Annotated in this window: 22 protein-coding genes; 17 read left to right on the top strand and 5 right to left on the bottom strand. The window is 48.6% G+C overall.

Annotated elements, in window-relative coordinates; all coding sequences use genetic code 11:
* Positions 1 to 47: 47 nt before the first annotated feature.
* From BLW68_RS04400 to BLW68_RS04390, 3 genes are all read right to left on the bottom strand, one after another.
* On the bottom strand, positions 48 to 539 hold the full coding sequence (locus BLW68_RS04400) for a YbhB/YbcL family Raf kinase inhibitor-like protein (RefSeq protein WP_092790607.1): 492 nt from the start codon (positions 537 to 539) through the stop codon (positions 48 to 50).
* Positions 540 to 564: 25 nt separating this feature from the next.
* Positions 565 to 987 (bottom strand): thioredoxin TrxC, encoded by a 423-nt coding sequence (trxC, locus tag BLW68_RS04395; protein WP_092790605.1) that lies wholly within the window; start codon positions 985 to 987, stop codon positions 565 to 567.
* 233 nt (positions 988 to 1,220) lie between these two features.
* The gene (locus BLW68_RS04390) at positions 1,221 to 3,020 is read right to left on the bottom strand and encodes a DEAD/DEAH box helicase (RefSeq protein WP_177172154.1); all 1,800 of its coding nucleotides are present in this window, start codon (positions 3,018 to 3,020) and stop codon (positions 1,221 to 1,223) included.
* A gap of 162 nt (positions 3,021 to 3,182) precedes the next feature.
* Between BLW68_RS04390 and mioC the strand changes: the two genes are divergently transcribed.
* The 16 genes from mioC to glmU all read left to right on the top strand — a co-directional run bounded on the left by mioC (position 3,183) and on the right by glmU (position 17,957).
* Positions 3,183 to 3,620, top strand: a complete 438-nt coding sequence (mioC, locus tag BLW68_RS04385) for an FMN-binding protein MioC (protein ID WP_092790603.1) — start codon at positions 3,183 to 3,185, stop codon at positions 3,618 to 3,620.
* A gap of 581 nt (positions 3,621 to 4,201) precedes the next feature.
* A complete protein-coding gene (mnmG, locus tag BLW68_RS04380; RefSeq protein WP_092790601.1) occupies positions 4,202 to 6,091 on the top strand; it encodes a tRNA uridine-5-carboxymethylaminomethyl(34) synthesis enzyme MnmG in 1,890 nt (629 codons plus the stop codon).
* 18 nt (positions 6,092 to 6,109) lie between these two features.
* Positions 6,110 to 6,727, top strand: a complete 618-nt coding sequence (gene rsmG, locus BLW68_RS04375) for a 16S rRNA (guanine(527)-N(7))-methyltransferase RsmG (protein WP_092790599.1) — start codon at positions 6,110 to 6,112, stop codon at positions 6,725 to 6,727.
* Positions 6,728 to 6,746: 19 nt separating this feature from the next.
* Positions 6,747 to 7,541 carry a ParA family protein gene (locus BLW68_RS04370; protein ID WP_092790597.1) on the top strand — a complete coding sequence of 265 codons (795 nt, stop codon included), beginning with the start codon at positions 6,747 to 6,749 and terminating at the stop codon, positions 7,539 to 7,541.
* A 29-nt stretch (positions 7,542 to 7,570) separates the two neighbouring features.
* Positions 7,571 to 8,443 carry a ParB/RepB/Spo0J family partition protein gene (locus tag BLW68_RS04365; RefSeq protein ID WP_092790595.1) on the top strand — a complete coding sequence of 291 codons (873 nt, stop codon included), beginning with the start codon at positions 7,571 to 7,573 and terminating at the stop codon, positions 8,441 to 8,443.
* A gap of 135 nt (positions 8,444 to 8,578) precedes the next feature.
* A complete protein-coding gene (locus BLW68_RS04360) occupies positions 8,579 to 8,959 on the top strand; it encodes an ATP synthase subunit I (RefSeq protein ID WP_092790592.1) in 381 nt (126 codons plus the stop codon).
* A 14-nt stretch (positions 8,960 to 8,973) separates the two neighbouring features.
* Positions 8,974 to 9,834 (top strand): F0F1 ATP synthase subunit A, encoded by an 861-nt coding sequence (atpB, locus tag BLW68_RS04355; protein WP_092790589.1) that lies wholly within the window; start codon positions 8,974 to 8,976, stop codon positions 9,832 to 9,834.
* Positions 9,835 to 9,879: 45 nt separating this feature from the next.
* Positions 9,880 to 10,113, top strand: coding sequence for a F0F1 ATP synthase subunit C (gene atpE, locus BLW68_RS04350; RefSeq protein WP_008985017.1), 234 nt, complete (start codon positions 9,880 to 9,882; stop codon positions 10,111 to 10,113).
* 49 nt (positions 10,114 to 10,162) lie between these two features.
* A complete protein-coding gene (atpF, locus tag BLW68_RS04345) occupies positions 10,163 to 10,633 on the top strand; it encodes a F0F1 ATP synthase subunit B (protein WP_068237060.1) in 471 nt (156 codons plus the stop codon).
* 12 nt (positions 10,634 to 10,645) lie between these two features.
* On the top strand, positions 10,646 to 11,179 hold the full coding sequence (gene atpH / locus BLW68_RS04340) for a F0F1 ATP synthase subunit delta (protein ID WP_092790587.1): 534 nt from the start codon (positions 10,646 to 10,648) through the stop codon (positions 11,177 to 11,179).
* 14 nt (positions 11,180 to 11,193) lie between these two features.
* Entirely contained in the window at positions 11,194 to 12,735 is a 1,542-nt protein-coding gene (gene atpA, locus BLW68_RS04335) for a F0F1 ATP synthase subunit alpha (RefSeq protein ID WP_068237054.1), read from the top strand.
* A 52-nt stretch (positions 12,736 to 12,787) separates the two neighbouring features.
* Complete coding sequence (atpG, locus tag BLW68_RS04330) at positions 12,788 to 13,651, top strand: F0F1 ATP synthase subunit gamma (protein ID WP_092790585.1); 864 nt, start codon at positions 12,788 to 12,790, stop codon at positions 13,649 to 13,651.
* A 33-nt stretch (positions 13,652 to 13,684) separates the two neighbouring features.
* On the top strand, positions 13,685 to 15,070 hold the full coding sequence (gene atpD / locus BLW68_RS04325; RefSeq protein WP_092790582.1) for a F0F1 ATP synthase subunit beta: 1,386 nt from the start codon (positions 13,685 to 13,687) through the stop codon (positions 15,068 to 15,070).
* Positions 15,071 to 15,093: 23 nt separating this feature from the next.
* Entirely contained in the window at positions 15,094 to 15,510 is a 417-nt protein-coding gene (locus tag BLW68_RS04320; protein WP_027670541.1) for a F0F1 ATP synthase subunit epsilon, read from the top strand.
* Positions 15,511 to 15,623: 113 nt separating this feature from the next.
* Entirely contained in the window at positions 15,624 to 16,496 is an 873-nt protein-coding gene (locus BLW68_RS04315; RefSeq protein ID WP_092790579.1) for a TraB/GumN family protein, read from the top strand.
* Between the two features lie 96 nt (positions 16,497 to 16,592).
* Positions 16,593 to 17,957, top strand: a complete 1,365-nt coding sequence (glmU, locus tag BLW68_RS04310) for a bifunctional UDP-N-acetylglucosamine diphosphorylase/glucosamine-1-phosphate N-acetyltransferase GlmU (RefSeq protein ID WP_092790576.1) — start codon at positions 16,593 to 16,595, stop codon at positions 17,955 to 17,957.
* A 178-nt stretch (positions 17,958 to 18,135) separates the two neighbouring features.
* Here the strand turns inward: glmU and BLW68_RS04305 are convergent, their stop codons facing one another.
* Positions 18,136 to 19,275 carry a dicarboxylate/amino acid:cation symporter gene (locus tag BLW68_RS04305; protein WP_092790574.1) on the bottom strand — a complete coding sequence of 380 codons (1,140 nt, stop codon included), beginning with the start codon at positions 19,273 to 19,275 and terminating at the stop codon, positions 18,136 to 18,138.
* 232 nt (positions 19,276 to 19,507) lie between these two features.
* On the opposite strand from BLW68_RS04305, the gene BLW68_RS04300 reads away from it, so the two are divergent.
* On the top strand, positions 19,508 to 20,068 hold the full coding sequence (locus BLW68_RS04300) for a YceB family lipoprotein (RefSeq protein ID WP_092790572.1): 561 nt from the start codon (positions 19,508 to 19,510) through the stop codon (positions 20,066 to 20,068).
* On the opposite strand, the gene BLW68_RS04295 is transcribed toward BLW68_RS04300, so the two are convergent.
* Positions 20,065 to 20,793 carry a ferredoxin reductase domain-containing protein gene (locus BLW68_RS04295; RefSeq protein WP_092790570.1) on the bottom strand — a complete coding sequence of 243 codons (729 nt, stop codon included), beginning with the start codon at positions 20,791 to 20,793 and terminating at the stop codon, positions 20,065 to 20,067. The two genes, BLW68_RS04300 and BLW68_RS04295, sit on opposite strands and share 4 nt — an antisense overlap.
* Between the last annotated feature and the right edge of the window lie 30 nt (positions 20,794 to 20,823).

Below are 20,823 nucleotides of genomic sequence, written 5' to 3'. Positions count from 1 at the left end.
AAAAGGCCGCGGTATGCGGCCTTAGTCTGATGTCCCTTTTTTAACGATTAACGGGCATAGGTGGCCGTTAACGTGGCTTTACCGAGTGCCATGGCATTAAGCATAAAGCCCACTACAGCCGCGCTGGCACCATTATCTGCCGGTAGCGTCTCTTCGGGTAAGGCCCACACAGTAAACTGATAACGGTGCATACCATGGCCTTCTGGTGGGCAGGCGCCGCCAAAATTTTTACTGCCATAGTCATTAGTAAAACTGCGACAACCGGGTGGCAGACTGCCTTTACCGGCGCCACGGGCTAAACCTGTAGCGTCAAGCGGAATATCGGTTACTAACCAGTGCCAGAAACCCGAGCAAGTGGGTGCATCCGGATCAAATACGGTAACAGCAAAGCTTTTTGTCCCCGCCGGGGCGTTAGCCCAGTTAAGCTCAGGCGATATATTTTTGCCATCACAGCCAAAACCATCAAACTCGTGATCTTTGGCCATAAAATGGCCTTCTTTAATATCCGGACTGCTTAGCGTAAAAACCTTAGTTGTCATAGTGCCTCCATATGTAAGTAATTACTCACTTATTGCTTGATAGCCATTGATAAAAGGCTTGTTTGGGTAAAGCGCCGGCTTGTTGTGCGACGACCTTACCCTGTTTAAACAGCATTAAGGTGGGAATAGAGCGGATATTAAACTGTGCCGCCAACTGCTGTTGTTGCTCTGTATTGATTTTGCCAAAGCGAAAATGCGGCTCCAGCTCACGGGCCGCCTGGCTGAATATCGGTGCGAAACTCTGACAGGGGCCACACCAGCTGGCCCAGAAATCTACCACCAATGGCAGCTCACTTTTGTGGGCTTGGGCAGTAAAATTGGCGGCAGTTAATTCTATTGGCCCACCACTAAACAATGTCTGCTTACATTTACCACAACGCGCTTCAAGCGCCGGCTTATCAGCCGGCAAGCGGTTTAAACCGTTACAATACGGGCAGGCAACTATCATGTCGATACTCCGCGGATTATTCTGCACTACAGGCTTACAACACCCACTTTGGCTCGTCACAGCAACTCGCGTTTGCTGGCGCAAACACTCAGACACTCTGTGTCGCCCAAATAGGGGTTCTAAGCCTTTCGTTTCGTTAGAACTACATGGGGCGGGCTTTTCGCAGTTTAAAGCTGCAGCCATAAAAAAACCCTGCCGTGGCAGGGTTTTTTTATGTGATATTAAGCTAACACTTAATCGCGTGGTTTACGCGGTGCACGTGGTGCAGCACCAGGGCGTGGGCCAGGGCCGTTAGACGGACGACGCTCACCTGCTGGCGCAGCTGTAGCACCGCTGTCTACCGTGATATTCAGCTTTTGCTTACGCACATAGACTTTTTTCAGGTGCTGGAAAATTTCATTCGGAATAGTTGCCGGCAACTCTACCGTGCTGAAATGATCAAACAGCTTAATATTACCGATAAACTGGCTGTCGATATTGGCTTCGTTGGCGATGGCACCAACGATATCACCGGCACGCACACCATGCTCTTTACCTACCTCAATACGGTAAGTCTGGTAATCGCCTTTCATTTCACGCTTAACACGTGGGCCACGATCCGGACGCTCGCCACCACGGTCTGGGCGATCTGAACGCTCAGGCCGATCGCTACGCTCACGGCGTGGACGCTCGTCACGGTCACCACCACGGGCATGCGGCTCACGGATTTCCGGGAACTGGCTGGCCACATTTAACGGCTGGTCTTTCTGCGCTAAATACAACAATGCAGCTGCCAGATCGTTTTCTGTGGTTTCAATCTTCTCGCGCCAATCATTAATTAAGGTTTGGAAGAAGCTTAAATCCTGCGTTTCTATCGTTTGTGCTAACTGCTCACGGAACGATTCGATACGACGCTGTTCAATCACACGGCCGGTAGGCAGTGACATCTGCTCAATGGGCTGCTTGGTAGCATGCTCAATAGTACGCAGTAAACGGCGCTCGCGTGGCGAAACGAACAAAATCGCTTTACCTTCACGGCCGGCACGGCCGGTACGGCCAATACGGTGCACGTAAGCTTCACTGTCGTACGGAATGTCATAGTTTACGACCAGACTGATACGCTCTACGTCCAGACCACGGGCGGCTACGTCGGTTGCGACAATAATATCCAGCTGGTTAGCCTTCATTTTGCGGATAGTCAGCTCGCGGTGCGCCTGGTTCATATCACCGTTTAAGCAGGCCACAGCATAACCGCGGGCGCCCAGTTTTTCGGCAATTTCTTCAGTAGCACTTTTGGTGCGGACAAACACGATAGTAGCATCGTACTCTTCGCCTTCCAGTAAACGGGTTAACGCATCCAGTTTCTGGTTACCATCTAACATCACATAACGTTGGGTAATACGTTCAACGGTACTGGTTTTAGAAGCAATTTTAATTTCTTCAGCATTTTTTAAATGCTTTTGTGCAATAGCGCGGATCGGTGCAGGCATGGTTGCCGAGAACATCGCAACCTGACGGCCTGGCGGTGTGGCATCCATAATGGTTTGCACATCATCGATAAAACCCATCCGCAGCATTTCATCGGCTTCATCCAGCACGATAGCGCGCAGCTTATCCAGCTTTAAAGTGCCACGGTCTAAGTGATCCAGAATACGGCCAGGTGTACCAACAATAACCTGCGAGCCACGCTTCAGCGATTTCAGCTGGTTGGTATAGCTCTGGCCGCCGTATAACGGCAGAACATGAAAAGCCGGCATATAACGGGCATAAGCCTGAAAGGCTTCGGCAACCTGGATCGCCAGCTCACGGGTTGGCGCCAGTACCAGAATTTGTGGATCGTTTTGCGCAGGGTCAAGCCGTGCTAATAAAGGCAGCGCGAAAGCACCGGTTTTACCGGTACCGGTTTGCGCCTGGCCTAATACATCCTCGCCAGCTAATAATTTGGGAATGGCAGCAGCCTGGATAGGCGACGGCGTTTCATAGCCAAGTTCAGTAACAGCACGAACAATAGCTTCAGGCAGCATCAGCTGGGAAAATGACACAGTGTCAGACATACGTTGTTTAAACCTCAATAACACGCAGGCGTAGTGGTAGTGCTATTGTTGCTTTTACTTAGCCTGCAGAGCAGTAAAAGCACGTAAATCAGACCAAAGCATAGCTTTAACTGATTTTATTCCAGTAGTATAGCCAAACATTCTTATGACAAGAGGCATATCATGATAGACATCCTCGTTGGCAGCCAAATGGGCGCAGCGGAATATGTGGCAGAACAAGTTGCTGAAACACTGGTACAAGCGGGCTATGAAGCAACACTTCATCTGAAACCCGAACTGGATCACCTTAACCCTTCCGGGGTTTGGTTAGTGATCACATCCACCTATGGCGCAGGAGATCTGCCTGATAATATTCAACCCTTTGCGGATCAATTAGCACAAGATCGGCGTGATCTTACCACACTTTCTTATGCCGTGATCACTTTAGGTGACTCTGCCTACGATACTTTTTGTCTGGCGGGTGAAAAAATAGCAAGTTTATTAGATATGCGGCAGGCAAAACGCCTGTTACCGTCACTGCAAATTGATGCCCAGGATGCCGAATTGCCAGAGGATCATGCCCTAAGCTGGCTACCTGACTTTATTAAACTGCTGAAATAAAAAAAGCGGGTGGCAAGCACCCGCAAACACAAGTATATCTCAGGAAGAACAGGATAACGTTAGTCTCTCCCAGGTTGGCCTCAGCAATAAAACCAACTTGTTGTTACCTTACCGGCAATTTGGCTAATCGTCTTGATATCAGCATGATAAAGCCATGATAAAAGCGTTTTCTGCGTTAGGATCCAGTTACACCCAAGTTATCAACAAAATTACAATTTAATAAACCTATCTGTGTATAAGTATAGGTAAAACCGGTTACTAAGCTGTATTTATCCTAAATATAAAAAAAATATTTTTCTGACATGTGGATAAAGTGCCATTTTGATCACCGGTTCAACCGCAACAGATCCTAGCTTGATCACAGGATCTGATCCTTAGTAAGCGTCTGATCATTCATATAAAGATCCGCTTATGCACTGAAAACCGGCTCCTTAGTAGTAAAAATAATAAAAAGATCTCTAAAAAGATCTTATTTAATTTAGAAGATCCTAAGCCCGGTGCAGCATTCCACTTAACCCCGGATCGCGCTACAATAGCGCCCCTTGAACACTTTGACAGATTAACCAGATACTGAGGCAACTATGCTGTACCAAGAGACATTCGACGTTATCGTTGTAGGCGGTGGCCATGCCGGCACCGAAGCCGCTCTGGCAGCTGCACGCATGGGCCGTAAAACATTATTGCTAACCCACAATGTTGAAACACTCGGACAAATGTCCTGCAATCCGGCGATTGGTGGCATAGGCAAAGGCCATCTGGTTAAAGAAATTGATGCGCTGGGCGGTGCTATGGCAATAGCAGCTGACAAAGGCGGTATTCAGTTTCGCACCTTAAACAGCTCTAAAGGCCCGGCAGTAAGAGCCACCAGAGCCCAGGCAGACCGCCAGTTATACCGTGCTGCTATTCGTACTATGCTGGAAAACCAGCCGAATTTAAGTATTTTCCAGCAGGCTTGTGATGATCTGATAGTTGAAAACGATCAGGTCAGCGGTGTGGTAACCCAGATGGGTTTAAAGTTTCATGCTAAGTCTGTCGTACTTACTGTTGGCACCTTTTTAGGTGGCCAAATTCATATTGGTTTACAAAGCCATTCAGGGGGCAGAGCCGGCGATCCACCGTCAATTGCCTTGGCAAAACGGCTACGGGAACTGCCATTTCGGGTAGATCGTTTAAAAACCGGTACGCCACCACGTATTGATGCCCGTACTATTGATTTTTCGCTGATGCAGATTCAACCCGGTGATAACCCTACTCCGGTGTTTTCGTTTATGGGTAAACAGGCTGCTCATCCGGTACAAATACCCTGTTATATCACCTACACCAATGAAAACACCCATGATGTGATCCGCAATAATCTGGACAGATCACCGATGTATACCGGCGTCATTGAAGGTATAGGCCCGCGCTATTGCCCTTCTATTGAAGATAAAATTACCCGCTTTGCCGATAAAGACAAACACCAGATCTTTATCGAGCCTGAGGGCTTAACCACCCATGAAGTGTACCCGAACGGTATCTCCACCAGCCTGCCGTTTGATGTGCAGCTAAGCATAGTACGCTCGATTAAAGGTATGGAAAATGCTCATATTACCCGGCCAGGTTATGCCATTGAATATGACTTTTTTGACCCACGCGATCTGAAAAACAGCCTGGAAACCAAATTTATTACAGGCTTATTTTTTGCCGGCCAGATTAACGGCACCACGGGCTATGAAGAAGCCGGTGCTCAGGGCTTACTGGCGGGGCTAAATGCAGCGTTGTTTAGCCAGGGCAAAGACAGCTGGTCACCAGGCCGTGAACAAGCTTACTTAGGTGTATTGGTAGACGATTTAACGACGATGGGTACCAAAGAGCCGTACAGGATGTTTACCAGCCGTGCTGAATACCGCTTAATGTTGCGTGAAGATAACGCTGACTCACGTTTAACCGAAAAAGGCCGCGAACTGGGCTTAGTCGACGATGTGCGCTGGGCTGCGTTTAACCAGAAAATGGAGCAGATTGCGCTGGAACGCCAACGCTTAAAACAAAGCTGGATCCACCCGCAACATACAGCACTAACCAAAGTTAACGCTCTGGTTAAAACGCCGTTAAGCAAAGAGGCCAGCCTGGAAGAGTTAGTACGCCGGCCTGAGATTAATTACACAGATCTGATGCAAATAGCAGATCTTGGCCCAGGCCTGGCTGATCCTGTTGCTGCCGAACAGGTTGAAATTCAGATCAAGTATGAAGGCTATATTCACCGCCAGCAGGATGAAATTGCCAAACAGCAACGCAATGAACAAACCTTACTGCCACAACAGTTTGATTATAAACAAGTTAAGGGTTTATCGAACGAAGTTATCGTTAAACTAAACCAGACTCAGCCACAAACTGTCGGTCAGGCTTCACGTATTTCCGGTATTACCCCGGCGGCTATTTCGTTACTGCTGGTTTATCTGAAGAAACAAGGGTTACTGCGAAAATCAGCCTAAGCCAGTTTAAGGATTAAGATGTTAGACAAACTTAAAGCACTGGTGGCACAAACCAGCCTGACGCTGTCTGAACAGCAATTACAACAATGTATTGCTTATGTGCAATTGCTGGATAAGTGGAACAGCGCCTATAACCTGACATCTGTGCGTAACCCTGAAGAAATGCTAATCAAGCATGTAATGGACAGTTTAGTCGTAGCACCGTTTTTAACCGGACAGCGTTTTATCGACGTGGGTACCGGCCCCGGTTTACCCGGCGTGTTGCTGGCCATTTATTACCCCGATAAACACTTTACCCTGCTCGATAGCTTGGGCAAACGTATCCGTTTTTTAAATCAGGTTAAATTGCAACTGAAGCTGGCTAATATTCAACCACTGCAAAGCCGGGTAGAAGATCATAAGCCTGAACCTGGCTACGACGGTGTAATAAGCCGCGCTTTTGCCTCAATCAATGATATGCTCAGCTGGTGTCAGCATTTACCCGCGACAAACGGCTGCTTTTTCGCCATGAAAGGTGCTGCAGTACAAGAAGAAATTGCAGCTTTGCCTGATTTTGTTAAAGTAACTTCCGTTCAGCCTCTTGTGGTACCGCAGTTGCAAGCACAGCGGCATTTGGTAATACTGAACCCCTGCTAACTGATAACGAGGACATCTTGTGGCGAAAGTGATCGCAATAGCTAACCAGAAAGGTGGTGTGGGTAAAACCACTACGGCAGTGAATCTGGCTGCTTCACTGGCTGCGACCAAACGCAAGGTGCTACTGATCGATCTTGATCCGCAGGGCAATGCCACCATGGGCAGCGGCGTAGACAAGTATAGCCTGCCCGCTACCGCATACGATTTACTGGTTGATGAAAAACCCCTGGTTGATGTACTGGTAAAAGAGACAGCCGGCGGTTATCACCTGGTGGCGGCTAACTCTGATCTTACTGCGGCAGAAGTGCGTTTAATGAACGTGTTTGCTCGCGAGCTGCGTTTGCGTAACGCCCTGAAAGATTACCGTAACAGTTACGACTATATTTTTATCGACTGCCCGCCGTCACTGAATATGCTTACCGTTAATGCCATGGCTGCAGCCGATACCGTGCTGGTTCCTATGCAGTGTGAGTACTTTGCGCTGGAAGGTTTAACAGCCCTGGTTGATACCATTAATCAACTGGCGGCAGCGGTTAATCCGGAGTTAAAGATCGAAGGTATATTAAGAACCATGTACGATCCGCGTAATCGCCTGGCGAATGACGTATCAGAACAATTAAAACAACATTTTGGTGACAAGGTTTACCGCGCTGTGATCCCGCGCAATGTAAGGTTGGCTGAAGCGCCCAGTTTTGGTGCACCGGTAATGTATTACGATAAAAGCTCAACCGGGGCTAAAGCGTATCTGGCACTGGCGGGCGAAATGCTGCGCCGGGCAGATAAAAAAATGGTTAACAGCACTACCTCTGTCTGATCTGAATAATTTTAGGGAAGCTATTTAGCATGTCGGTAAAGAAACGCGGCCTGGGCCGGGGTCTGGATGCCTTACTTACGTCCAACAGAACCAGTAACAGCGATACTGCCACCACAACAGCCAGTGAACTGCAACAGCTGCCGGTGGAGTTTCTGGTGCCGGGCAAATACCAGCCACGTAAAGATATGTCGCAGGAAGCGCTGGAAGATTTAGCCAGCTCAATCCGTGCCCAAGGCATTATTCAACCGATAGTGGTGCGGCCGCTGGCAAAAGATAAGTTTGAAATTATCGCCGGTGAACGGCGTTGGCGGGCCAGCCAGCTGGCGCAACTGTCTGAAGTACCCTGTATTGTTAAAGATGTGCCGGACGAAGCGGCAGTCGCTATTGCACTTATTGAGAACATTCAGCGCGAAGATTTAAACGCGATGGAAGAAGCGGTAGCGCTGGATCGCTTACTGACAGAATTTGCTCTGACCCACCAGCAGGTAGCCGATGCGGTAGGTAAATCGCGTGCTTCAGTGACCAATTTACTACGCCTTAACCAGTTAAATGAAGACGTAAAGCTGTTGCTCGAGCACGGTGATATTGAAATGGGCCATGCCCGGGCGCTTTTGGCACTAAAAGATAATGAGCAATCGGATGCGGCGCGTTTAGTGGCGGCAAAACAACTTACGGTGCGAGAAACTGAAAACCTGGTACGGCGTATTCTGGAACCCAAACCTGCTGTGGCCGAAAAACCACGTGATCCAGATGTACTGGCGCTGGAACAGCGTTTAAGCGAGCGTTTTGCTGCACCGGTGCAAATTAGTTACAACAATAAAGGCAAAGGCAAATTAGAAATTAGTTATACCAGCCTGGATGAGTTAGACGGTATTATTAATAAGTTGAATGCAGCTGAGTAATAATGCACCACTATTTACCAATAATATGTACTAAACCAGTGCTGGTGCCGCTTTTTGTTGCAAATTAAAGGCAGATAAGTATACTTTCGCAAGTTTTTTCGACCCCCTTCACGGGCGATTTCAGGGGGACAAACAGTGACTGATAAAAATGCGGCGTTGGCGCGCAAATCAGCTTATAAGCTGGTACTGTGCCAGCTTGCAGTAGCCGGGGTTATAGCGCTGGCTTTTTTTTTAGCTGCCGATGCAGCCGCAGCCAAATCAGCCTTTAAAGGTGGCTTGGTTGCCGTAATACCGAATTGTGTATTTGTGTTTTTTGCCTTTCGTTACAGTGCATTAAATAACGCAAATGCAGTATTGGCGGCCTTTATGCGGGGGCAGTCATTAAAACTAATATTAACCGCTGTGCTTTTAGCCGTCGTATTTACGCAGCAACAACTGGTACCAGGTATTTTTTTAACCGGTTTTCTGCTTACGCTGTTAGCACAATGGACAGCACCAGTTTTTTTTAAACATTAACAATGGGATGAAACATGGCTGCAGGTGAAGAGTTAACCCTCTCTGGCCATATTCAGCACCACCTTACTAACGCCAAAATGTGTACCGTTGATGGTAGCGTTGCATTTAATAAAGCGTGTAGTGAGGCCGGGTTCTGGACATGGCATGTCGATACATTAGCGTGGTCTATTGGCCTTGGTTTGTTGTTTCTGTGGGTTTTCCGCAGTGCAGCAACAAAAGCCACTACCGGCGTTCCGGGTAAGTTTCAGTGCTTTATTGAAATGGTGGTCGAGTTGGTTGCCACTAACGTTAAAGACACTTATCACGGTAAAAGTAAATTAATCGCACCACTGGCACTGACCATCTTTGTCTGGGTGTTCCTGATGAACCTGATGGACTTAATCCCGGTAGATTTCCTGCCCGCTTTTGCCGGTTTTGTCGGTGAGCAAGCCCTGGGTATGGACTCGCACGATGTGTACATGAAAATTGTACCGACGACCGATATCAACCTAACTGCTGCACTGGCCATCGGGGTATTTATTCTGATGATCGGTTATTCAATTCGCATTAAAGGCGTATTGGGCTTTATCAAAGAATTAACGCTGCACCCGTTCAGCAGCAAAAATGTACCACTGCAAATTATCCTGATCCCGGCCAACTTATTGCTGGAAACCATAGCATTAGTTGCCAAGCCATTTTCACTGGCACTGCGGTTATTCGGTAACCTGTATGCCGGCGAGATGATCTTTATCCTGATTGGTGCCGTGGGTTTAGCGCAGTTACCACTGCACTTTGTCTGGGCGGTATTCCATATTCTGGTAATAGTGCTGCAGGCGTTTGTATTTATGATGCTGACCATTGTTTACTTAAGCATGGCCAGTTCAGATAACCACTGATTTTTTTAAACTTTAACTTTAACTATTGAAATATCGGAGAAAAAAATGGAACTAGTATTAGGTCTTAAATTAATCGCAGTTGCCTTGTTAATCGGTTTCGGTGCCATCGGTACTGCACTGGGTTTCGGTAACATGGGCGGTAAGTTCTTAGAAGCTTGTGCGCGTCAACCGGAACTGGCCCCTTCACTGCAAGTTAAAATGTTCATCCTGGCAGGTCTGATCGACGCCGTTGCGATGATTGGCGTGGGTATCGCCATGTACATGTTGTTCGCAATGTAATTGAAGCTTTGTGTTATTCCGAACAACTGTTAACTAAGGAGGAGCGGTCGTGAATTTAAACGCCACTCTGCTAGGCGAATTAATCGCATTTGCGGTGTTCGTGCTGTTCTGTATGAAATTTGTATGGCCGCCGCTGATCAATGCGATCGAAGCGCGCCAGAAAAAAATTGCTGACGGTTTAGCAGCTTCTGATCGTGCGGAAAAAGACCTGGCATTAGCACAGGACAAAGCCAAAGATCAGCTAAAAGATGCTAAAGCACAAGCAGCAGACATTATTGAGCAAGCGAAAAAACGCGAAGCCAAAATGCTGGATGAAGCCGTGCACAAAGCCAACGCCGAACGTGAAAACATTCTGGCCATTGGCAGAGCAGAACTGGAAGCGGAACGTAACCGTTTACGCGAAGAGCTGCGCAAGCAAGTTGCTGCATTAGCAGTAGCCGGCGCAGAGAAAATTCTGCAACGTTCTATTGATGAAGCTGCTCACAGCGACATTCTGGAAAAACTGGTTCAAGAACTGTAATGAGGATGAGCTATGTCTGATTTGACTAATATTGCTCGTCCTTACGCCAAAGCGGCCTTTGATTTTGCGGTAGAGCAAAAAGCACTGGACGCCTGGCTGCAGATGTTGGCCTTTGCTGCAGAAGTAGCAAAGAATGACCAGGTTGGTGCTTATTTAGGCGCCAACGGTGCTGCTGACAAGCAGGCCGGTCTGTTTATTCAGGTATGTGGTGAGCAACTCAATGAGCACGGCCAAAACTTTATTAAAGTGATGGCAGAAAATCATCGCTTGTTGGCGTTGCCTGAAGTGTTAGCTGCCTTTATTGCGCTTAAAGCTGAGTTTGAAAAAGAAATCGACGTTACTGTGGTTTCTGCAACCAAGCTGAATAAAGCACAACAAGACAAGCTAGCCGCAGCATTATCGCAACGTTTGGCACGCAAAGTTAAATTAAACTGTAGCGAAGATCCTGCAGTGGTTGGCGGTATGCTGATCAAAGCAGGTGACATGGTTATTGATGGCTCGATCCGCGGCAAGCTGGATCGTTTAGCAACTGCGCTGCAGTCATAATTGGGGAACAGAGAATGCAACTGAATTCCACTGAAATATCAGAACTGATCAAAAGTCGTATTGCTCAGTTTGAAGTGGTCAGTGAAGCTCGTAACGAAGGTACTATTGTTCAGGTAACAGACGGTATTATTCGTATCAATGGTCTTGCAGATTGTATGCAGGGCGAAATGATTGAGCTTCCTGGCAATCGCTATGCTATCGCGCTGAACTTAGAGCGCAACTCAGTTGGTGCTGTAGTTATGGGCCCGTACGCGGACTTAACTGAAGGCACTAAAGTAAAAAGCACCGGCCGTATCTTAGAAGTACCGGTTGGCCCGGCGTTATTAGGCCGTGTGGTTAACACCCTGGGTGCACCTATCGACGGTAAAGGCCCGATTGAAGCCGCTGGCTTTGAACCGGTAGAAAAAATCGCGCCAGGCGTTATCGACCGTCAATCGGTAGATCAGCCAATGCAGACTGGTTATAAGTCGGTTGATGCGATGATCCCTATCGGTCGTGGTCAACGTGAATTGCTGATCGGTGACCGTCAGACCGGTAAAACGGCGCTGGCGATTGATGCCATCATCAACCAAAAAGGCACCGGCGTTAAATGTATCTATGTGGCTATTGGGCAGAAAGCTTCTACCATCGCTAACGTAGTACGTAAGCTCGAAGAGCACGGCGCGCTGGCCCACACTATCGTGGTAGTGGCCTCTGCGTCTGAAGCGGCGGCACTGCAGTTCCTGGCGCCTTACTCAGGTTGTACCATGGGCGAGTACTTCCGTGACCGCGGTGAAGATGCGCTGATTGTATACGATGACTTGTCAAAGCAAGCTGTGGCTTACCGTCAAATCTCGTTACTGTTACGCCGTCCGCCAGGCCGTGAAGCTTACCCGGGTGACGTATTCTATTTGCACTCACGTCTGCTGGAGCGCGCATCACGCGTTAACGCTGACTACGTAGCACGTTTAACCAACGGCGAAGTAACAGGTAAAACCGGTTCTTTAACCGCGCTGCCTATTATTGAAACTCAGGCCGGTGACGTATCTGCGTTCGTACCTACTAACGTAATTTCGATTACTGATGGTCAGATCTTCTTAGAAACTGACTTATTCAACGCCGGTATCCGTCCTGCGGTGAACGCCGGTATTTCGGTATCGCGGGTAGGTGGTGCAGCACAAACCAAGATCATCAAGAAATTAGGTGGTGGTATTCGTCTGGCATTAGCCCAGTACTCAGAGCTGGCCGCGTTCGCGCAGTTTGCCTCTGACCTTGACGAAGCAACCCGCGCTCAGTTAGAGCACGGCCAGAAGGTAACTGAGCTGATGAAACAGCTGCAGTACAGCCCGATGTCTGTTGCCGAAATGGGTGTGTCTATTTTCGCTATCGAAAAAGGCTTTATGAAAGATGTTGAAGTGGCCAAAATCCTGGATTTTGAAGCTGGCTTAATCGCTTTTATGAAAGCTGAACACGCTGAGCTGATGGCTGATATCGATAAAACCGGTAACTACAACGACCAAATCGAGTCTACGTTCAAAGCTGCCATTGATAAATTCAAGGCAACGCAGACCTGGTAAGCAATGTGGGTGGCTTGCCACCCCGTTCGTTGAATGAAACGGAGATACAGTCATGGCCGGTGGTAAAGAGATAAAAAGTAAGATCGGGAGTATTAATAATACTCGCAAGATCACCAGTGCTATGGAAAAGGTTGCGGTCAGCAAAATGCGCAAAGCGCAAGACCGTGTAGCTGCAACACGCCCATACGCTGAAGGTATGCGCAAAGTGATCGGTAACGTTGCCAATGGCAGCCTGGAATACCGCCATCCGTATTTAGCGGAACGCGCAGTAAAACGGGTTGGCTATATTGTCATTTCTACTGATCGTGGTCTTTGCGGTGGCCTGAATACCAACGAGTTTAAGAAAGTTGCCCTTGAGCTGAAAAGCTGGAAAGACAAAGGTGTAGATGCGCAGTTTGCTGTTATCGGCAATAAAGCAACGGCCTTTTTCAAGCGTTTCGGTGGTAAGGTAGTCGCGCAACAGGCGGGTTCAGGTGACGTACCACGTTTGGCTGATGTGATTGGTTCGGTAAAAGTGATGCTGCAAGCATTTAACGAAGGCCGGATTGACCGCTTATTCCTGGTGTACAACAAGTTTGTTAACACCATGAAGCAAGAGCCAGTGATCGATCAACTCTTACCTTTGCCAAAAGCAGACATTGCACAAAAAGAGCATAACTGGGATTACCTGTACGAGCCGGATCCACAACCTATCATCGATATGTTATTGGACCGCTTCGTTGAATCGCAAGTTTATCAGGGCGTGGTAGAGAACTCTGCCAGTGAGCACGCGGCGCGGATGGTAGCTATGAAGGCTGCAACCGATAACGCCGGTAACCTGATGGACGACCTGAAGCTGGTGTACAACAAAGCACGTCAGGCCGCGATTACCCAGGAGCTTAGCGAGATCGTCGCAGGTGCGGCAGCTGTAGGCTAAGGTAAACAGTTTTGAGAAATTTGAGGAAACATCATGAGTCAAGGTAAGGTCGTCCAAATCATTGGCGCCGTTGTGGATATCGATTTTCCACAAGATGCGGTACCTGGTATCTATGACGCGTTAAACGTGACTGACGGTGATCTGGCTGGTTTAGTGCTGGAAGTGCAGCAGCAGCTGGGTGGCGGTACAGTACGTACTATCGCGTTAGGTACTACAGACGGTTTACGTCGCGGCGCTGCCGTGGCTAACACCGGTAAAGCAATTCACGTTCCGGTGGGTAAAGCCACACTGGGCCGTATTATGAACGTACTTGGCGAGCCAATCGACGAAGCAGGCCCAATCGGTGAAGAAGAGCGTATGCCTATTCACCGTGCCGCGCCAAGCTACGAAGATCAGGCAGCGTCTAACGCCCTGCTGGAAACCGGTATCAAGGTTATCGACCTGGTATGCCCGTTTGCTAAAGGTGGTAAGGTTGGTCTGTTCGGTGGTGCCGGTGTAGGTAAAACCGTAAACATGATGGAACTGATCCGGAACATCGCTATCGAGCACAGCGGCTACTCGGTATTCGCCGGTGTAGGTGAGCGTACCCGTGAAGGTAATGACTTCTATCACGAGATGAAAGACTCTAACGTACTGGATAAAGTATCGTTAGTGTACGGTCAGATGAACGAGCCGCCAGGCAACCGTCTGCGCGTAGCATTAACCGGCTTAACCATGGCGGAAAAATTCCGTGATGAAGGCCGTGACGTACTGTTCTTCGTTGATAACATTTACCGTTATACGCTGGCCGGTACTGAAGTGTCTGCACTTCTGGGCCGTATGCCATCAGCGGTAGGTTACCAGCCAACGCTGGCAGAAGAGATGGGTGCTCTGCAAGAGCGTATCACTTCTACCAAGACCGGTTCTATCACGTCAATCCAGGCCGTATACGTACCTGCGGATGACTTAACGGATCCGTCACCAGCTACCACCTTCTCGCACTTAGATGCGACGGTAGTACTGAGCCGTAACATTGCATCACTGGGTATTTACCCGGCGATCGACCCACTGGATTCTACTTCTCGTCAGTTAGATCCACTGGTTATCGGTAAAGAGCACTATGAAGTGGCCCGTGGCGTGCAATCAGTTCTGCAGCGTTACAAAGAACTGAAAGACATTATCGCGATCCTGGGTATGGACGAATTGTCTGATGACGACCGCACAACAGTATACCGTGCGCGTAAAATTCAGCGTTTCCTGTCACAGCCTTTCTTCGTAGCTGAAGTATTCACCGGTTCACCAGGTAAATACGTACCGCTGAAAGAAACTATCCGTGGCTTTAAAGGCATCCTGGAAGGCGAGTTCGACCATATGCCAGAGCAGGCGTTCTACATGGTTGGTTCTATCGACGAAGCGATCGAAAAAGCGAAGAAACTGTAAGTTCAGGCTTTAGGAGAGCGGAGATGGCGATGACAGTGCAACTGGATGTAGTAAGTGCCGAAGAAAAAATCTTCTCCGGCCTTGTCGAATCCGTGCAGGTCACAGGCAGTGAGGGCGAGTTAGGTATTTTACCTTTTCACGCCCCGTTACTGACCACCCTGAAACCTGGCATGGTCCGTATCGTGAAACAATTTGGCGAAGAACACGTGATATACGTAGCCGGCGGTGTACTTGAAGTACAGCCCGATACCATCACCGTACTGGCCGATGTCGCGGTACGCGGCGAAGACTTAGACGAGCAAGCCGCTTTGGACGCACAAAAACGTGCTGAAGAAGCAATGCAACACGCTGGCGCAGACTTCAACTATGCTGAAGCTGCGGCGCAACTGGCCGAAGCCATTGCCCAGCTACGCATTATTCAAAAAATGCGTAAAAAATAAGTTCGGGTTCCGAAATATAAAAAGCCACCTTCGGGTGGCTTTTTTATTGCGAACTATTCTGCAACGGATTAGCCTTCTGATAGTTAAGTAGATAATAGAAAGGTAAGCATATTATGCTAAATGTGAAAGTACTTTGCAGTGCTATGTTATTGGCCATTGGGATCAGTAGTACTGCACTGGCACAAACCTCAATGTGGAAAGTCAGCAAGGGTACTGATTATGTGTATATAGGTGGTACGGTGCACTTTCTGCCAGAATCAGCCTTTCCTTTGCCAGTTGAATTTGATGCTGCTTATAATGCGACCGATACACTGGTACTTGAAGTGAAAATACCTGAGCCAAACGATATCGCGGCTCAAACCAAGCTATTCTTAGCGATGCTTTATAAAGATGACCGCAGTTTATCTAAAGTACTATCGCCAGATGTTTACCAGCAAGTAAGAGATTATTTTGCGACACATGGTGTGCAGTTACAGCAATTTAATGGTTATAAGCCAGGTTTTATTATGCTGCAAATGCAGGCACTTGAAATGAAGAAAGCGCAGATGGCTGGCGAGGGGGTTGATAGCTATTTCGATAAACGCGCCAAAGCTGATGGTAAAACGCTGGCCTACCTGGAAAGTTTAGAAAGCCAGATCCGGCTGCTGGCCAATATGGGTGAAGGTAATGAAGACGATTTTATGACAATGAATCTGGAACAACTTGACGATTTTAAAAACTACTTTGCCAGCATGATTGCTGCTTGGCGTGTTGGAGATATAAACGAGCTGGACAAGCTTCTTCTAGAACCCTCCCGAGCATTAGACCCGATACTGTATCAGGCCCTGTTTGTTGAGCGAAACAGCGCGTGGTTACCGAAAATAGAGCAAATGTTTGGCAATGACAGCAAAGAGCTGGTGCTGGTGGGTGGCGGTCATTTAGCCGGCGAACATAGTGTGTTGGCGTTATTGCAACAGGCAGGTTACACAGTAGAACAGGTAAAATAGCATATTCAGCAAAACTTCACCCTGGCCCTGTAATCTGCTGCGTTATCTATTAGAATAACCACACTATCGATGAAGCATGATTACAGGGATTCTTTTATGGCATTAAATGTAGTGATTCTGGCGGCCGGTAAAGGCACAAGGATGAAATCTGATTTACCCAAAGTACTGCATAAAGTGGCTGAGCGGCCAATGGTTCAACATGTAATTGATACTGCCCGCGCCTTGGGCTCTGCAAAACCACAGTTGGTATATGGTTATGGTGCAGAAGCCTTACAAGCTGCTATGGGCGAGCAGCCACTGCATTGGGTATTGCAGGCCGAGCAGCTGGGTACTGGCCACGCAGTAGCGCAGGCTATTCCGAATATCGCCGATGATGACACCGTACTGGTGCTGTATGGCGATGTGCCGTTAACCCGTTTAGAAACCTTGCAGCAGCTGCTAGCGGTAAAACCGGCCAATGGGCTGGCCATTTTGACGGTAAATTTAGCCAACCCGACCGGTTATGGCCGTATTGTGCGTGAAAACGGTAAGGTAACTGGTATTGTTGAGCAAAAAGATGCCACGCCAGAGCAGTTGCAAATTACCGAAGTAAACAGCGGCATTATGGCACTGCCGGGTAAACAGTTAAAAAGCTGGTTGGGTCGCTTATCTAACAGCAATGCTCAGGGCGAATATTACTTAACTGATGTGATTGCCATGGCACACAGTGAAGGTGTGGAAATTGCCACTGCCCAGCCACAAAACCCGATGGAAGTGGAAGGCGCCAATAACCGGGTGCAATTAGCCGCCTTAGAGCGCGCTTACCAGCAGCGTAAAGCCGAAGAGTTAATGCTGGCCGGTGCTAACCTGCGCGACCCGGCGCGGGTTGATATCCGTGGCACGGTTGAGGTGGGTAATGACGTGATGATCGACATTAACGTGATTTTTGAAGGCAAAGTGATGCTGGGTAAAGGCGTGACTATTGGTGCTAACTGCATTTTAAAAGATTGTGTTATCGGCGATAACACACAAATTAAACCGAATTCAATGATTGAAAAGGCTACTGTGGGCAGCGATTGCTCTGTTGGTCCTTTTGCCCGCCTGCGGCCGGACAGCGTGATGCTGGATGACAGCCATGTCGGTAACTTTGTTGAGATGAAAAAAACCACTTTAGGCAAAGGCTCTAAAGCCAACCATTTAACCTACCTGGGTGACGCTATGATTGGTGCCAAGGTAAACGTGGGTGCCGGTACTATTACCTGCAACTATGATGGTGCGAATAAGTTTGTTACGACCATTAAAGACGGTGCCTTTATTGGCTCGAACAGTGCGTTAGTCGCGCCGGTTACGGTAGGCGTTAATGCCACTGTGGGTGCCGGCTCGGTGCTAACCCGGGATGCCGCTGATGGTGAGCTGGTGGTAGCCCGCGCCAAACAGCGGCATATTAGCGATTGGCAGCGGCCGGTAAAAATTAAAAAGTAAGTTAATAAAACAGCCCGCATTTGCGGGCTGTTTTATATCAGAACGGAGCTACAGTTTTGGCTGCAGGTTGGAATCCCGAATCGGGCGCCACAGAGTGTCTGAGTCCTGCCGCAGGCAAAAGGACGAGTTGCTGTGGCGAGCCGGAGCGGGAGTTGTAACCGGGCAGCTCACTGGATACCTACTCTGCCTTATCTACCAACACGGCAATAGCTCCGTCGCCGGTAACATTACAGGCGGTGCCAAAGCTATCCTGAGCCATATAAAGCGCGATCATCAGTGCAATGGCGCCTTCACCAAAGCCCAGCATGCTGCCCAGTAAGCCAACAGCCGACATTACGGCGCCACCGGGTACGCCAGGCGCAGCCAGCATCACTACGCCTAAGGTTAAAATAAACGGCAGCATGGTAAACAGCGACGGTATTTCCAGGTTACTTTTCATCATAATTACTGCCACAGCACAGCTGACAATGGTAATGGTAGAACCTGATAAGTGCACAGTGGCACACAGTGGCACGGTAAAGTTGGCCACATCTTCTTTTACGCCGTTGTTTTTGGTGGCCTGTAGCGCTACCGGAATCGTTGCCGCGCTCGACATAGTACCCAACGCAGTAAAATACGCCGGTAACATATTTTTGATCAGGCCAAGTGGCGATTTACCGGCCTTAATGCCGGCAATAACAAACAGTGAGCAAATCCAGACCCAGTGCAGCACTATAGCCAGCACCAGCACTATGCCGAAGGTTTGCAGCGTAACAAATACCGTACCTGCGGCAGCCATTTGGGCAAAAACACCGGCAATATACAGTGGCAAAAATGGGATAATAATTTTAGTCAGCAGTAGCTGAATAATGTCGCGGCCCTGATCAGATAACTGCTTTAGCGAGGTGGCCTGCGTACTGGCAATGCCCAGGCCAAAAATAAAGGCCAGGGCTAAGGCGGTCATGACACTAAATACCGGTGGAATATTCATTTCGATATAAGGCGTTAAATTTACCCCTTCGGTGCTGGCTAAGTCAGCCGCGGCTGGCGCCAACAACGGAATAACCAGTGTAGCTATCAAAAACGCCAGAGTGCCGGCGGCAATAGTTGATAAATAAGCTATGCCCAAAGTGCGGCCAAGTAATTTACCAGAACGTCGGGGTAAAGCAGCAATACCACTGGTAATAAAAAACAGGATCAGCAGCGGCACAGTAAAAAATAACAACTGGCCAAACAACGCTTTAAAGGTGATTAAAATCTGCGTAAGCCAATGCGGTGCATAAAGCCCCATCATTATACCCAGCAAAATACCGGCAATTAATTTCAGGATCAGTAACATACAGTATTCTCGTTCTTATAAACGCTTGGCGGTTGCCGGCAGGCAACCACGTACAGAGGGTGTCGAGTCAGAGCATACCATAAGTTGTTTATGCTGACTGCGCTTTGCTGGTCGGTTGTGTTTCACGTGGAGCAACTTATATTCAGGGAAAAGTCAGTCACTAAGCGTTATCGTATTGCCGTGTTAAACTACGCTCAATTCGAACTGGATAGTACATAAGGAAAGGGAAAATATGCGCAAGATAATGCTGTTAATCATAATGACGTTAGTGGCGGCGTGCAGCCAGTTACAGCAAATGTCGGCATATAACGTTACGGAGACAGATTTAGAGCAACTGTTGCGCCAGCAAATACCCAAATTAACCCGCCAGGCCAATGTGGCAGGTATTCCGCTAAAAATGCAGGTAAAAAGCATGCAGGTGGAAATAGGCCCGGATAACTCTGAAGTGGTGCGGGTTAATACCGCAGCCACTGCTGCGCTATCATTATTTGGTTTAAGTTATCCGGCCAATATGCAACTGCAGGTAGAAGGTGTGCCTTATTATGATGGTACAGAAAAAGCAGTATATCTGCGCTCGGTTAAATTACTGGGCTCACAGATTGAAGCTGCCGGTTATCGCGGCAACCTGGCACCGGTAACCAATGAGTTATTGCAGTTGGTTAACAGCTATCTGGCAGCGAACCCGGTTTACAAGCTGGATACTACTAACCCCACGGTTAAATTGCTTACTGCAGTGCCGGTAAATATGGCCGTGCAGAGTGGCCGCATCAGTTTTACGCCGGGTAAAAACTAATACAGATCGCGCCGGTAGCGGCCTTGTTGTTTAAGCAGCGCTAATCCGGCCTCGCCAACAACCTGTTGTAGTACCTCATGCACGGCTTCACCCATGCCGTGCAGGCTGCCACAAACATAAATAGCTGCGCCCTGTGCCAGCCATTGCCGTAACTGTTGCTGCTGCTCTGCCAGCACATGCTGCACATAGCGCTTTTCGGTCTGCTCCTGCGAAAAGGCCAGGCTGCAATGGCTGATAAAGCCCTGTTGCTGCCACTGCTGAATATCACGGGCAAAGAAAAAATCACTTTGTTGTTTGCGCTCACCAAACAGTAACCAGTTTTGCCGCTGGCCCAGGGCAACACGTTGTGCCAGCAAAGCCCGAATACCGGCGATGCCGGTACCATTGGCGATAAAAATAAGCGGTGTGTTACTGCTATCAGCCCGTAAATGAAACTGGTTATGGCTACGCAGGCGAATTTGCACCGGCTGCTGCTCCATCGCCCAGGCTGTTAGCCAGCCAGAGCCAATACCCAAAGCACCGTCTTTACATTGCACCTGGCGCACCAGTAATGTTATTGGGCCTTCAGCCGGTACCGACGCGATAGAATAGCTGCGCAATGGCAGTTTGGGCTGGGCTGCCAGCCATGGGGCTAACGATTCGCCGTGGGCCGGTGGTTGCACTTTGTCCAGTTGCAGCTCGGCCAATGCCCAGCATAGCGGAATGTGCCGGCCCTGATAATGCACGGCCTGGCAGCCATTAACTAAATGCCGTGT

The sequence above is a fragment of the Rheinheimera pacifica genome (assembly GCF_900108485.1).
Lineage (GTDB): Bacteria > Pseudomonadota > Gammaproteobacteria > Enterobacterales > Alteromonadaceae > Alishewanella > Alishewanella pacifica.
This window is presented reverse-complemented; position numbering and strand designations above follow the sequence as displayed.

Excerpts from the sequence above, each read along its gene's own strand:
- BLW68_RS04400 (WP_092790607.1), bottom strand. The coding sequence starts at position 539 with ATGACAACTAAGGTTTTTACGCTAAGCAGTCCGGATATTAAAGAAGGC.
- trxC (WP_092790605.1), bottom strand. The coding sequence starts at position 987 with ATGATAGTTGCCTGCCCGTATTGTAACGGTTTAAACCGCTTGCCGGCT.
- BLW68_RS04390 (WP_177172154.1), bottom strand. The coding sequence starts at position 3,020 with ATGTCTGACACTGTGTCATTTTCCCAGCTGATGCTGCCTGAAGCTATT.
- mioC (WP_092790603.1), top strand. The coding sequence starts at position 3,183 with ATGATAGACATCCTCGTTGGCAGCCAAATGGGCGCAGCGGAATATGTG.
- mnmG (WP_092790601.1), top strand. The coding sequence starts at position 4,202 with ATGCTGTACCAAGAGACATTCGACGTTATCGTTGTAGGCGGTGGCCAT.
- rsmG (WP_092790599.1), top strand. The coding sequence starts at position 6,110 with ATGTTAGACAAACTTAAAGCACTGGTGGCACAAACCAGCCTGACGCTG.
- BLW68_RS04365 (WP_092790595.1), top strand. The coding sequence starts at position 7,571 with ATGTCGGTAAAGAAACGCGGCCTGGGCCGGGGTCTGGATGCCTTACTT.
- atpB (WP_092790589.1), top strand. The coding sequence starts at position 8,974 with ATGGCTGCAGGTGAAGAGTTAACCCTCTCTGGCCATATTCAGCACCAC.
- atpE (WP_008985017.1), top strand. The coding sequence starts at position 9,880 with ATGGAACTAGTATTAGGTCTTAAATTAATCGCAGTTGCCTTGTTAATC.
- atpH (WP_092790587.1), top strand. The coding sequence starts at position 10,646 with ATGTCTGATTTGACTAATATTGCTCGTCCTTACGCCAAAGCGGCCTTT.
- atpA (WP_068237054.1), top strand. The coding sequence starts at position 11,194 with ATGCAACTGAATTCCACTGAAATATCAGAACTGATCAAAAGTCGTATT.
- atpG (WP_092790585.1), top strand. The coding sequence starts at position 12,788 with ATGGCCGGTGGTAAAGAGATAAAAAGTAAGATCGGGAGTATTAATAAT.
- atpD (WP_092790582.1), top strand. The coding sequence starts at position 13,685 with ATGAGTCAAGGTAAGGTCGTCCAAATCATTGGCGCCGTTGTGGATATC.
- BLW68_RS04320 (WP_027670541.1), top strand. The coding sequence starts at position 15,094 with ATGGCGATGACAGTGCAACTGGATGTAGTAAGTGCCGAAGAAAAAATC.
- BLW68_RS04315 (WP_092790579.1), top strand. The coding sequence starts at position 15,624 with ATGCTAAATGTGAAAGTACTTTGCAGTGCTATGTTATTGGCCATTGGG.
- glmU (WP_092790576.1), top strand. The coding sequence starts at position 16,593 with ATGGCATTAAATGTAGTGATTCTGGCGGCCGGTAAAGGCACAAGGATG.
- BLW68_RS04305 (WP_092790574.1), bottom strand. The coding sequence starts at position 19,275 with ATGTTACTGATCCTGAAATTAATTGCCGGTATTTTGCTGGGTATAATG.
- BLW68_RS04300 (WP_092790572.1), top strand. The coding sequence starts at position 19,508 with ATGCGCAAGATAATGCTGTTAATCATAATGACGTTAGTGGCGGCGTGC.